This window comes from Paraburkholderia phymatum (assembly GCF_038900715.1).
GTDB lineage: Bacteria > Pseudomonadota > Gammaproteobacteria > Burkholderiales > Burkholderiaceae > Paraburkholderia > Paraburkholderia phymatum_A.
This window is the reverse complement of record NZ_JAYMRZ010000002.1, coordinates 84,755-98,159: the sequence shown is the minus strand read 5'-3', so window position 1 is coordinate 98,159 and position 13,405 is coordinate 84,755. Positions and strand designations below refer to the sequence as shown.

At 62.9% G+C, this 13,405-nt stretch carries 10 protein-coding genes; 9 read left to right on the top strand and 1 reads right to left on the bottom strand.

Going from position 1 to position 13,405, the window contains the following annotated elements; translation table 11 throughout:
* Window positions 1-452: 452 nt before the first annotated feature.
* Window positions 453-1,838 carry a gluconate:H+ symporter gene (locus VSR68_RS03795; protein ID WP_342938512.1) on the top strand — a complete coding sequence of 462 codons (1,386 nt, stop codon included), beginning with the start codon at window positions 453-455 and terminating at the stop codon, window positions 1,836-1,838.
* Window positions 1,839-2,098: 260 nt separating this feature from the next.
* Here the strand turns inward: VSR68_RS03795 and VSR68_RS03790 are convergent, their stop codons facing one another.
* Window positions 2,099-3,055, bottom strand: a complete 957-nt coding sequence (locus VSR68_RS03790) for a LysR substrate-binding domain-containing protein (RefSeq protein WP_342938511.1) — start codon at window positions 3,053-3,055, stop codon at window positions 2,099-2,101.
* Between the two features lie 117 nt (window positions 3,056-3,172).
* Here VSR68_RS03790 and VSR68_RS03785 point away from each other — a divergent pair, with 117 nt between their 5' ends.
* The 8 genes from VSR68_RS03785 (at window position 3,173) to VSR68_RS03750 (ending at window position 13,401) form a co-directional block, all read left to right on the top strand.
* Window positions 3,173-4,924, top strand: coding sequence for an IlvD/Edd family dehydratase (locus VSR68_RS03785; protein WP_342938510.1), 1,752 nt, complete (start codon window positions 3,173-3,175; stop codon window positions 4,922-4,924).
* Between the two features lie 19 nt (window positions 4,925-4,943).
* Window positions 4,944-6,533: an aldehyde dehydrogenase (NADP(+)) gene (locus VSR68_RS03780; protein ID WP_428983448.1), complete on the top strand. Its 1,590-nt coding sequence runs from the start codon at window positions 4,944-4,946 to the stop codon at window positions 6,531-6,533.
* A 77-nt stretch (window positions 6,534-6,610) separates the two neighbouring features.
* Window positions 6,611-7,570, top strand: coding sequence for a dihydrodipicolinate synthase family protein (locus VSR68_RS03775; RefSeq protein ID WP_342938509.1), 960 nt, complete (start codon window positions 6,611-6,613; stop codon window positions 7,568-7,570).
* A gap of 5 nt (window positions 7,571-7,575) precedes the next feature.
* Window positions 7,576-8,505, top strand: coding sequence for a Gfo/Idh/MocA family oxidoreductase (locus VSR68_RS03770; protein WP_342938508.1), 930 nt, complete (start codon window positions 7,576-7,578; stop codon window positions 8,503-8,505).
* Between the two features lie 48 nt (window positions 8,506-8,553).
* Window positions 8,554-9,558 (top strand): arabinose ABC transporter substrate-binding protein, encoded by a 1,005-nt coding sequence (locus tag VSR68_RS03765; protein ID WP_342938507.1) that lies wholly within the window; start codon window positions 8,554-8,556, stop codon window positions 9,556-9,558.
* Window positions 9,559-9,600: 42 nt separating this feature from the next.
* Window positions 9,601-11,151 (top strand): L-arabinose ABC transporter ATP-binding protein AraG, encoded by a 1,551-nt coding sequence (gene araG / locus VSR68_RS03760; RefSeq protein WP_428983447.1) that lies wholly within the window; start codon window positions 9,601-9,603, stop codon window positions 11,149-11,151.
* 66 nt (window positions 11,152-11,217) lie between these two features.
* Window positions 11,218-12,228 (top strand): L-arabinose ABC transporter permease AraH, encoded by a 1,011-nt coding sequence (araH, locus tag VSR68_RS03755; protein WP_342938506.1) that lies wholly within the window; start codon window positions 11,218-11,220, stop codon window positions 12,226-12,228.
* Window positions 12,229-12,432: 204 nt separating this feature from the next.
* A complete protein-coding gene (locus VSR68_RS03750; protein WP_342938505.1) occupies window positions 12,433-13,401 on the top strand; it encodes an ABC transporter substrate-binding protein in 969 nt (322 codons plus the stop codon).
* The last annotated feature ends 4 nt before the right edge of the window (window positions 13,402-13,405 follow it).

Here is a 13,405-nt window from a genome sequence, read left to right as displayed (position 1 = left end):
ATTGTGCGTGGCGGGGAGGGGTGGTTGCTTATATCCCGACCCACAAGAAGGGCCTGCGCGACATGGACGCGTCAGTGTCATCCAGGCAGGCGCACTCCATCGCGATGGGCGCGCAAACGCCGACTCGCGCTTGTATCACCGGGCGTTCCACGATAGTCTCAGGTCCGCGGAATTTTTTCTCGAACCCAATGGCCATGCATTAAGGTGGAACAGTCAATTCCATTCGCTTCCCTGCGTACGGCAAAACTTCCGTTGTTTCGAACCCAGTCACCTCACAACATAGCTGGCGCCCTCCTAAGAAGACTTTTCCCATCGATCTTGCGTCGCGGCAACAGCAACGGCAACAGCAACACGCTGCAACCGGAGTCTGCATGCCTTTTTCAGTTGGACCTTGTTGCATGGTCGAATGCGGAGGACGTGTCGGGAAAGCCAGCCAAAACCAAGAGTGATTCATGACCCATCTGGATATACAGCTGTTGTTGACCGCGTTGGTCAGCGTGTTGGTGCTGGTCGCGCTCATCGTGTCGCGCATCAAAATGCACCCGCTTCTAGCCTTGCTCGTCGTTTCCGTTGGTGTGGGCTTTGCAACCGGCATGGAGCCGGAAAGCATCGTCAAGCACTTGATCAACGGCGCGGGCAAGACATTGGGCGCGGTGGGCGTCGTGATCGCACTGGGCGCCATGCTGGGCAAGATCCTTGCTGACGCCGGTATCACGGAGCAAATCGCCGAAGCCATTCTGAGACGCGCCTCGGATCGGATGATCCCTTGGGCCATGACGCTAGTGGCCTTTGTGGTGGGCATCCCCATGTTTTTCGAAGTGGGTCTGGTGGTCATGCTGCCTCTGATATTCAGCGTGGCGCGCAAGCTGGAAAGCCACTCTCGCTTCAAAGGCTCGGCTTACGTGTACGTCGGCGTTCCCGTGATCTCGGCTCTGGCTGCCATGCATGGCATGGTGCCGCCTCACCCCGGCCCTCTGACAGCCATCGCCAGCCTCAAAACCGCCGTGGGCCCCACCATGCTGTACGGGTTTCTGGCAGCCATTCCGGCCATGATTCTGGGCGGCCCGCTCTATGGCGCATTCATTTCGCCGCGCATGAGCACCAAACCCGACCAGGCGTTGCTGGACCAGTTCACCGTCACCGGGAAGGCGGGCGATGGCCAGCGGCCCGGCGTCGCGCTCGGCGTGCTCGCAGCCTTGCTACCCGCGATCCTGATGCTGGTTCATGCGGTCGCCGAAATGGTGATGCCGAAAGGGACTCCCGTCATGCATGTGACCAGCTTTTTGGGCGATCCGTTGATCGCCATGCTGCTGGGCGTGCTGTTCGCCACGGTGGCCCTGGTCATCGCGCGCGGAGGCGATGCGGACACGCTGCGCGATGCGCTCGGCAAGAGTCTCAAGCCCATTGCCTCCATCATCATGATTATCGCGGGAGGCGGCGCCTTTCAGCAGATGCTGACCAGTGCCAAGGTCGGCGATGCCATCGTGCATCTGACGCAGCAGTTTGCCTTTCCCCCGCTGATTCTGGGCTGGTTGATCGCGATGCTGCTGTCCGTCTCCACCGGCTCGGCCACGGTAGGTATCGTGGGCGCGGCTGGCTTGCTCGCACCGCTGGCCGGCGCCGATCCCAGCCTCAACCTGCCTTTGCTGGCCTTGTCCATTGGCTGCGGCTCGCTGTTTTTCAACTATGCCAACCATGCCGGCTTCTGGATGGTCAAGGAAACCTTTGGCATGACCATGGGCGAAGCCACCCAAACCATCTCGGTGGTTCAATCCATCGTGGCTGTGGTGGGCTTGATCATGGTCTTGATTTTCAACGCAGCAATTCCTGTTCACTGAATCGCGATTCATTCGCTGTAAGGCCCCACCTCTATCCGGTTGTGGATACGGCCATGCGCTCGTTTCGACGCGGCGGCTTCGGGCAGAGGAAAGAGGAAGGAGGGATCAGGTCGAGTGCGGAACAGACGTGGCGCCTTCCAGAGGTCGATTCATTTGAAACGAAGCCGACGTCACAACCGGAGATCGCGCGGCTGTCATGAACCCTGCGTCGTGTCTACTTCCGCGCTCAACCTGGTCGTAAGCGCATCAACAGCGCCTGTTCAGACACGGCAGGGCAGGTCATACGTCTCGCGGCTCGCCGCGCGCAGCGCGTCGATCATCAGAGCCGCTGCGGGCGACAGCAGTTTTTCACCGTGCGTGATCAACCCGAAGTCGTCCATTCTGCATTCCATCGGCAGGGGCAGGATTTCCACCATGCCGTGCGCCGCGTAGTAGCGCGCAACGTCTTCGGCGAGCACCGCAATCATGTCGCTTTTTTCCAGCACACGCGTGACGAAGAGCAACGCAGCCGTCTCGACGACGTTCGACGGCGGCGGGAGGCTTGCACGCTGAAACATCAGCTCGAAACGGTGCCGCAGCACACTGCCCGCTGGCGGCACGATCCACGCGCTGCGCTGGACGTCAGCCAGCTCGATCGGCGTCCCGGTCAGCAGCGGATGACCTCGGCGAACCACGGCGCGGACCGGTTCGCCGGCGAGCGCCTCGTAGCGCAGCTGAAGCTTGTCATGCTCAGCCGATAGCCGCCCGATTACGATGTCGAGCTTGTCTTGCCCCAGATGCTCGAGCAGCACATTGCTGGTGTCTATTTCAACCGAGACGCGGATGTTCGCGTGCATGCGCTTGACAGCCGCGACAGCTGCCGGAAGAAGCCGCACTCCCGGCGACGTGATTGCGCCGACTGCAACGTGACCGAGGCGTCCTGCCTTAAGGGCGGCGAGTTCGTCCTGGGCCTGTTCGAGACTGCCCAGCACGACGCGTGCGTGCCGGATGAGCGCATCGCCATAGAGCGTTGGCCGCACGCCGCGCGGCATGCGTTCGAATAGAACTGCTCCAACCATCTCTTCCAGTTCGCGCAGCAGCTTCGAAGCGGCTGGCTGCGTCATGTTCAGCACCGCCGCGGCGCGATGAATGTTGCCTTCCTCCGCAAGCGCGACGACCAGCAGCAATTGCCGGGTCTTCAGGCGCGTGCGCACATACCAGGGGTTCGTGTCCAGCATGGCTAAGTATTAATACCAATATATGAACCGATATCGTAAGCGTCCAAGTTTTCATTAGTAGGTTATCAATTTTGTTCATACACTGCACGCAAATCTGACCCTCCCAAAAGACAGGCGATGTCGGCAACCAAACCCAAACTGCGGTCCCAACAGTGGTTCGGCACCACGGACAAGAACGGCTTCATGTATCGAAGCTGGATGAAAAACCAGGGCATCCCCGATCACGAATTCGACGGCCGTCCGATCATCGGCATCTGCAACACGTGGTCCGAGCTCACGCCCTGCAATGCGCATTTCCGCAAGCTCGCCGAGCACGTCAAGCGCGGCATCTATGAAGCGGGCGGTTTCCCCGTCGAGTTCCCCGTGTTCTCGAACGGCGAATCGAACCTGCGTCCGTCAGCGATGCTCACGCGCAATCTCGCGTCGATGGACGTGGAAGAAGCGATCCGCGGCAATCCCATCGACGCTGTCGTGCTGCTGTGCGGCTGTGACAAGACCACGCCCGCGCTGCTGATGGGCGCCGCAAGCGTCGACGTGCCCGCGATCGTCGTGACGGGCGGTCCCATGCTCAACGGCAAGCTCGAAGGCAAGGACATCGGCTCGGGCACTGCAGTATGGCAACTGCACGAATCGCTGAAGGCGGGTGAGATCGATCTCCATCACTTCCTGTCGGCGGAAGCGGGCATGTCCCGCTCGGCGGGTACGTGCAACACGATGGGCACGGCTTCGACGATGGCCTGCATGGCCGAGTCGCTCGGCGTATCGCTGCCGCACAACGCGGCGATCCCGGCCGTGGACGCACGCCGCTACGTGCTCGCGCACATGTCGGGCATCCGTATCGTGCAGATGGCGCTCGAAGATCTGAAGCTCTCGAAGATCCTTACGCGCGAGGCATTCGAGAACGCGATCCGCACGAATGCGGCGATCGGCGGCTCGACCAATGCCGTCATTCATCTGAAGGCGATCGCGGGACGCGTCGGCGTGCCGCTCGAACTGGAAGACTGGATGCGCATCGGCCGCAACACGCCGACCATCGTCGATCTGCAACCGTCGGGTCGCTTCCTGATGGAAGAGTTCTATTACGCAGGCGGCCTGCCTGCAGTGCTGCGGCGCCTGGGCGAGGCGAACCTGCTGCCGCATCCCGACGCGCTGACCGTCAACGGCAAGTCGATCTGGGACAACGTACGCGAGGCGCCCAACTACAACGACGAGGTGATTCGCCCGCTGGACAGACCGCTCATCGCGGACGGCGGCATCTGCATCCTGCGCGGCAATCTCGCCCCGCGTGGTGCCGTGCTCAAGCCGTCGGCGGCTACACCTGAGCTGCTCAAGCATCGCGGCCGCGCGGTGGTGTTCGAAAACTTCGATCACTACAAGGCAGCGATTGGAGACGAATCGCTCGACGTCGATAAAGACTCGATCCTCGTGATGAAGAACTGCGGACCGCGAGGCTATCCGGGCATGGCCGAGGTCGGCAACATGGGCTTGCCGCCGAAGCTGCTGCGCCAGGGCGTCAAGGACATGGTGCGCATCTCCGACGCGCGCATGAGCGGCACCGCGTACGGCACGGTGGTGCTGCACGTCGCGCCGGAAGCGGCGGCGGGCGGTCCGCTTGCCGCGGTGCGCGACGGCGACTGGATCGAGCTCGATTGCGAAGCGGGGCGCCTGCATCTCGACATCAGCGAGGAAGAACTCAGGCGCCGCCTCTCCGACATCGATCCGGCCGCTGCGCCGGGCGTCGCCGAGCAGGCGGGCAGGGGCGGTTATGCGCGCCTCTACGTCGATCACGTGCTGCAGGCCGACGAAGGCTGCGACCTCGATTTCCTCGTTGGACAACGTGGCGCCGCCGTGCCGCGCCATTCGCACTGACGCGCATCGAAGGCAGATCATGACGATCCAACTCACGGGTGAACTGCTGATCGCGGGCCGAGCAAAGCGCGGCGAAGGCGCGCCATTCCACGCGCTCGATGCGGCAACCGGCGAAGCCATTGCGCAACCCGTATTCCACGGCGCATTGAGCAACGACGTCGACAAAGCCTGCGAGCTTGCCGACGAAGCGTTCGACGTTTATCGCGCGTTGCCTGCCGAAAAGCGCGCGCAATTCCTCGACGATTGCGCGGTGCGTATCGAAGCGCTCGGCGATCAACTCATCGAGCGCGCGATGGCGGAAAGTGGTCTGCCGCGCGCGCGTCTCGAAGGCGAGCGCGCGCGCACGGCGAACCAGTTGCGCATGTTCGCAGCACTCGTGCGCAGCGGCGACGCACTCGATGCGCGCATCGAACCCGCGTTGCCCGAGCGTCAGCCGCCGCGAACCGATCTGCGCTTCTGGCGCATCGGCGTCGGTCCCGTGGCGGTATTCGGCGCGAGCAATTTTCCGCTGGCATTTTCGGTTGCGGGCGGCGATACGGCCTCGGCACTCGCAGCCGGTTGTCCCGTTGTCGTGAAGGCCCATCCCGCGCATCCGGGCACGTCGGAACTCATGGGCCGCGCCATCCAGGACGCGGTGGCGGCGGCCGGTTTGCCTGCGGGCGTGTTTTCGCTGCTGTTCGACGCGGGCCACGACGTGGGCAGTACGCTTGTCCGGCATCCTGCAATACGCGCAGTCGGCTTCACCGGCTCGCGCGCAGGTGGTCTTGCGTTGATCAAGCTCGCGGCGGCGCGCGCAGAGCCGATTCCGGTTTACGCCGAAATGAGCAGCGTGAATCCAAATGTCCTGCTGCCCGGCGCGCTTGCCGCGCGCGGCGAGACGCTGGCGCGCGAGTTCGCCGCATCGGCGACGCTGGGCTGCGGGCAGTTCTGCACCAATCCCGGCCTGATGCTCGGGCTTTCGAGCAACGAGTTCGACGCCTTCGCCGCCGATGCCGCTCGGGAATTCAGCGGTGCGAGCGCGGGCGTGATGCTGACGCCGGGCATTCTGAGCAACTACGAACGCGGCATCGAGCGGTTGATACGACATCCGCATGTGACAACGCTCGCACGCGGTCACGCAGCGCCCGGCCGCGCACAAGCGGCATTGTTGCGCGTGAGCGCAAAGGCTCTGCTCGCGGACCCGACGCTCGGCGAAGAAGTATTCGGACCCAGCAGCGTGCTCGTGGAATGCGCCGATGCGCTCGAACTGCGCGCGGTGCTGCGCAACATTGAAGGTCAGCTGACGATCACGCTGCACGCAGAATCCGCCGACGGCGAACTCGTGCGCTCGCTGCTGCCGCTCATCGAGCGCAAGGCGGGCCGTGTGCTCGCGAACGGGTTTCCGACGGGCGTCGAAGTGTGCGACGCGATGGTTCACGGCGGCCCGTTTCCGGCCACGTCGGATGGCCGCAGTACCTCGGTGGGAACGGCGGCGATCGAGCGCTTCCTGCGCCCGGTCTGCTATCAGAATCTCGCCGATAACCTGCTGCCCGACGCGCTGCGCGACGCCAATCCGCTCAACCTGCGCCGACGCTTTGCGGGCAAACCGGAAACGCAGCGCACTTCGTAGAGCGCTGACCAGGAAGATCCGCGCGCCACACGACCTTGCGATGCGACGCGGACTGGTGACATGAATGAGGAGACAGGATGACGAATCCACAGGTGCCGCAACCCGGCAAGAATACGAGCCGTACGCCCCGCTACCGGGGCATTTTCCCCGTCGTGCCGACTACCTTCACGGAGACCGGCGAACTCGATCTCGCCAGCCAGAAGCGCGCTGTCGATTTCATGATCGACGCGGGCTCGGACGGTCTATGCATTCTCGCGAACTTCTCCGAGCAGTTCTCGCTCTCGGACGACGAACGCGAGGTCATCACGCGCACCGTGCTCGAACACGTCGCGGGCCGCGTGCCCGTGATCGTCACCACCACGCATTACGGCACCAACGTGGCCGCTGCGCGCAGCAGGCGCGCACAGGAGCAAGGCGCGGCAATGGTCATGCTGATGCCGCCGTATCACGGCGCTACGTTCCGCGTGCCCGAGTCGCAGATCTTCGAGTTCTACGCACGCGTGTCCGACGCCATCGATATTCCGATCATGATTCAGGATGCGCCCGCGAGCGGCACGGTGCTTTCGGCACCGTTGCTCGCACGCATGGCGCGCGAAATCGAGCAGGTCTCGTACTTCAAGATCGAAACGCCGGGCGCGGCAAACAAGCTGCGAGAACTGATCCGGCTCGGCGGCGATGCGGTGGAAGGACCGTGGGACGGCGAAGAAGCGATCACGCTGCTAGCGGACCTGAACGCGGGCGCGACGGGCTCGATGACGGGCGGCGGGTTTCCGGACGGCATTCGCCCGATCATCGAAGCGCATCGCGAAGGCCGCATCGACGACGCCTTCGACCTTTATCAGAAGTGGCTGCCCCTCATCAATCACGAGAACCGTCAGGCCGGTCTGCTCGCCTGCAAGTCGCTGATGAAAGAAGGCGGCGTGATTGCGTGCGAATTGCCGCGCCATCCGTTGCCCGCGATGCATCCGGATACACGCGCCGAGCTGATCGACATCGCGCGTCGTCTGAATCCGCTTGTGCTGCAGTGGGGTAAATGAAAAGCATGAACGCACCCTACAGATTGGGCATCGTCGGCGTGGGCAAGATCGCGCGCGACCAACATCTGCCGGCAATCGCAGGCAACCCGGGGTTCGCGCTCGTCGCGACCGCGAGCCGGAATGCGCACGTGGAGAACGTGCGCAACTACACGCACATCGGCGCAATGCTCGAGGCCGAAACCGACCTCGATGCCGTCACGCTCTGTGCGCCGCCGCAGGTCCGCTATGAACAGGCGCGCGCCGCGCTCGAAGCGGGCAAGCATGTGATGCTCGAAAAGCCGCCTGGTGCGAGCGTGAGCGAGGTCATCGCGCTTTCTGAATTTGCACGCAAGCAGAACCGGACATTGTTCGCCACCTGGCATTCCCGCTGTGCCAGCGCTGTCGAACCCGCGCGCAGCTGGCTCGCCGAACGCACGATCCGCGCGGTGCATGTGCGCTGGAAGGAAGACGTGCGGCGCTGGCATCCGGGGCAGCAATGGATCTGGGAACCGGGCGGCCTCGGCGTGTTCGATCCGGGCATCAACGCGCTGTCTATTGTGACGCGCATCCTGCCGCATGAAGTACTGCTGCGCGACGCAACGCTGCATGTGCCGGCAGATTGCGCAACGCCCATCGCTGCCGAACTCGACTGCATCGACGCCGATGGCGCGCCCGTGCGCGTCGAATTCGACTGGCGCCACGGCCCTGTCGAGCAATGGCAAATCGATGTCGAAACGACGGATGGCCTGCTTTCGATCAGCGAAGGCGGCAAGCGCCTCGCAATCGCGGGCGACCCGATCGAACTCGGCCCGGAGCGTGAGTACGCGGCGCTTTATGAACGCTTTCACTGGCTCATCGCGCACGGCACCGACGACGTGGACGTGCGACCGTTGCGCCTCGTCGCCGATGCATTCCTGCTTGGCAAGCAGATTGAAGTTGAGGCCTTCGGCCGCTAGACGCTTTATCGACCCTTCGCAACAACCATATCAGAGGAGACTAGCAACATGACCAGCAAAATCCGCCGTTTCACGCTTCGTGCGATGTTTGCGGCAATGTGTATCGCGCCGCTCGGCATGAACATGGCGGCCCACGCCGATTCGCCAGCCAAGATCGGCTTTCTCGTGAAGATGCCTGAGCAGGCGTGGTTCATCAACGAGCAGAAGGCTGCCACGGCGCTTGGCCAGAAGGAGAACTTCTCGGTCGTCAACATCGGCACGCCCGACGGCGAGAAGGTGCTCGCCGCGATCGACAACCTCGGTGCGCAAGGGGCACAGGGCTTCGTGATCTGCGCGCCCGACGTGCGTCTCGGACCGGCTATCCGCGCTCGCGCAAAGCGCTACAGCATGAAGTTCGTCACCGTCGATGACCAGCTGGTCGACTCGTCGGGCAAGCCGCTTGGCGACGTTCCGCACCTCGGCATGTCCGCGTTCAAGATCGGCAACCAGGTGGGCCAGGCGATCTCAGATGAGATGAAGAAGCGCGGCTGGAAGCCGGAAGAAGTGGGTGCGATCCGCATCACCGACTATGAACTGCCGACGGCGAAGCTGCGCACGGATGGCGCGACGCAGACGCTGCTCGCGAACGGTTTCAAGAAGGACAACATCTTCGACGCGCCGCAAAAGACCACTGATGACGAAGGCGGCTTCAATGCAGCATCGCCCGTGTTGTCCAAGCATCCGAACATCAAGAAGTGGGTGGTTTTCGCGCTGAACGAAGAAAGCGTGCTGGGCGGCGTGCGTGCGACCGAGCAGCTGCACATTCCTTCAGCGGACGTGATCGGCGTCGGTATCAATGGCGCGGGTGAGGCGTTCGCCGAGTTCCAGAAAAAGGAACCGACGGGCTTCTTCGGCACGATCGCTGTCAGCTCGACGAACCACGGCAAGCAAAGCGCGCAGAACCTGATCGACTGGATTCGCAGCGGCAAAGAGCCGGCCGCGGACACCCAGACCACCGGCAAGCTGATGACGCGCGACAACTGGCAGGCGGTGCGCACGGAACTGGGTATCTGACGATCGCGTCGAGCGTAAAGGCGAAAGAAGGGCAGGGATGCAATGACTGAAACCATGACTTGTGCGGGCGCGACGGAAGCGGCGAACGCTGAGGCTCAACAGGGCAAGCGCGCCTATCTGGAACTTCACGGAATCACCGTGAGTTTTCCGGGCGTGCGCGCGCTCGACGGAGTGTCGCTGGAAGTGCGCGCTGGTGAAGTGCACGGCCTGATGGGAGAGAACGGCGCGGGTAAATCCACGCTGCTCAAGGTGCTGTCGGGTGTGAATCAGCCGCAGGAAGGCACGTTGCGTCTGAACGGCGTCGAACAGAAGTTCACGACGACGAAGGCCGCGATCGAGGCTGGCATCGCCATCATCTATCAGGAACTGCATCTCGTGCCCGAGCTGACGGTCGCTGAAAACCTGATGCTCGGACAACTCCCCAATCGCCTGGGCGTGCTCGACGAGCGCGCGCTCGTCGAGCGTGCGATGGACGAGCTCAAGCGTCTCGGCGAGCGCATCGATCCACGCACGCCCGTCAAGAACCTCTCGATCGGCCAGCGCCAGATGATCGAGATCGGCAAGGCGCTGATGCGCGACGCGCGCGTGATCGCCTTCGACGAGCCCACGAGCTCGCTCTCGGCGCGCGAAACCGAGAACCTCTTTCGCATCATCAACGCGCTACGCGCAGAAGGGCGCGCGATCATCTACGTCACCCACCGCATGGACGAGGTTTACGAGCTGTGCGACCGCGTCACGGTGTTTCGCGATGGCAAGCGCATCGAGACTTTCGAGTCCGTCGCCGAACTCGACCGCAATCGGCTGATTGCGGCGATGGTGGGCCGTTCGATTTCCGATGTCTACGGCTATCGTCCGCGCGAGGCCGGAGACGTGTTGCTGGAAGCGAAGGGACTGCTCGGGCCGGGACTTGCCGAACCGATCTCGTTCACGGCACGGCGCGGCGAGATCGTCGGTTTCTTCGGGCTCGTGGGCGCGGGCCGCTCGGAGCTGATGAAGCTGATCTACGGGGCGACGCGCGCCAGTGCAGGGCACGTCGAACTCGACGGCAAGCGCGTGAACTTCGCGAGCCCGCGCGATGCCGTGCGCGCGGGCATCGCGCTGTGTCCCGAAGACCGCAAGCAGGAAGGGATCGTCGCGATCGCCTCGGTGGCGGACAACCTGAATATCAGCGCGCGCCGTCACTTCAGTCCCGCGCGGTTCCTGCTCGATCCCAGGCGCGAGCGCGAACTGGCGCAGGACTACATCCAGAAGCTCGCGATCAAGACGCGCAACGGCGAAACAGCGATCGGCACGCTCTCGGGCGGCAACCAGCAGAAGGTCATCCTGTCGCGCTGGCTCGCCGAACGCATCGAAGTGTTTCTGATGGACGAACCCACGCGCGGCATCGACGTCGGCGCGCGTGCCGAGATCTACAACCTGCTGTACGAGCTGGCCGAAGCGGGGCGCACGGTAGTGATGGTGTCGAGCGATCTCGCCGAAGTGATCGGCGTGGCGGATCGCATCATCGTCATGCGCGAAGGGCGCATAGCGGGCTGCGTGCCGAAGGCCCAGGCATCGCCTGATGAACTGATCAGGATGGCGCTGCCGCACTAACGCAACGGATTTGCCGTGCGTGCTCGCAGCATCTGCGGCGCTCACGATTCGAATGATGAACCAGAGATGAGTCAAGCCATGCAATCACAGGGCACTTCCGCCGCCAACCAGTCCGCCGCGCCGATCACGCCTTCGCGTGCGCGCGCGTGGGACATGATCAACAGGTCGGGCATCGTCGTGGTATTCGTGGTGCTGTTCGCGGTGCTTTCCGTAACGGTGCCGGACTTCCTCACGACCCGCAACATCCAGGGCCTTCTGTTGTCGGTCACGCTGATCGGCTCGATCGCGGTCACGATGATGTTCGTGCTCGCGCTGGGCGAGGTCGACCTTTCCGTTGCTTCAATCGTCGCGTTTTCAGGTGTCGTCGCGTCGACCGTGATTACGCAGTCGCATAGCGTGCTGCTCGGTGTCGCTGCGGGTGTGCTCGCGGGCGGAGCCGTAGGGCTCGTCAACGGCGTGCTGATCGCCCGCTTCAAGATCAACTCGCTGATCGCCACGCTTGCGATGATGGAAGCCGTGCGCGGCCTCGCGTTCCTGACTTCGAACGGCGATGCCGTGATGATTTCCGAGGAGAGCTTTTTCGATCTCGGCGGCGGCTCTTTCCTCGGCATCTCGTTTCCGATCTGGAGCAACATTATCGGCTTCGCCGTTTTTGGCTTTCTGCTCAAGAAGACCGTGTTCGGCAAGAACGTACTCGCGGTCGGCGGAAATAGCGAAGCGGCGCTGCTAGCGGGCTTGCCCGTCACGCGCATCAAGGTCGCAGTGTTCGTCCTGCAAGGTCTCGTGACGGGTTTTGCCGGCGTCATGCTCGCATCGCGGATGAGCCTCGGGGACCCGAAGACTTCCGTGGGACTGGAACTCGGCGTGATCTCCGCATGTGTGCTCGGCGGCGTGTCCCTCACGGGCGGCGTGGCGACGATTTCGGGCGTGCTGGTCGGCGTGCTGATCATGGGCGCGGTTCAGGACGCGATGAGCCTCATGAACGTGCCCACTTTCTATCAATACCTGATTCGCGGCGGCATTCTGCTGCTCGCGGTGTTGTTCGACCAGTTCCGCCGCAGCAAGCGGGCGGTCTGACTTTAACCGGGCCCGCGCGGCGAAGAGTCCGGACCAGCGTGCGCGGGCTCTTGTAATCAGTCATTCCGGGAAGGAGGACACGAGCGAAGTAGGGCCTCGCAGACGCGCTCTGACCGCGCAGATGGTCGTTATGCCACGTCGAGACGTCGGCCCGTATCAAGCGGGAAGGCAGTACTAACAGATTTAGTACATAGGAGACAGAACATGAGACTCATCAGCAGGCTTGCATTCGGCACGCTTGTCAGTACGGCACTGATGTTTGCGGCCGGTAGCAGCGCGTCGGCTCAGGAAAAGCAGATTACGCTCGGGTTTTCACAGGTCGGCGCAGAAAGCGCGTGGCGCACGGCAAATACCGTGTCGGTGAAAAGTGCGGCAAAGGATGCGGGGATCAACCTGAAGTTCTCCGATGCCCAGCAAAAACAGGAAAACCAGATCAGGGCAATCCGTTCGTTCATCGCGCAAAAGGTGAATGTCATTGCTTTCTCGCCGGTCGTGGAATCCGGCTGGGAACCCGTGCTGAACGAAGCAAAGGCAGCGCACATTCCGGTGATCCTCACCGATCGCGCCGTCGACGTGAAAGATACTTCGTTGTATGTGACGATGATCGGCTCCGACTTCCTGGAGGAAGGACGACGAGCCGGCCGGTGGCTCGAAGAACGTTACAAGAACGAGCCGGGTCCCATCAACATCGCGGAACTGCAAGGCACAGTCGGTTCGGCGCCCGCCAACGATCGTCACGCAGGGTTGATGGAAGTGGTCAAGAAGGACCCGAAGTTCAAGATCATCGCTTCGCAAAGCGGCGACTTCACGCTCGCCGGCGGCAAGCAGGTGATGGAAGCGTTCGCCAAGTCCTACGGCAAGCAGATCAACGTCGTGTACGCGCATAACGACGACATGGCGCTCGGTGCGATCCAGGCCATGGAGGAAGCGGGCATCAAGCCGGGCAAGGACGTGACCGTCGTATCGTTCGACGCAACCAAAGGCGGCTTCGAGGCGATGATCGCCGGCAAGATCAACGTGGACGTCGAATGCAGCCCGCTTCTCGGACCACAGCTGATGTCGGCCGTGAAAGACGTCGTCGCAGGCAAGCAGGTGCCCAAGCGCATCGTGACGAACGAGACGGTTTTCCCGATGAACGTCGCGGCGCAGACTCTCCCGAGCCGAAAGTACTGACGGG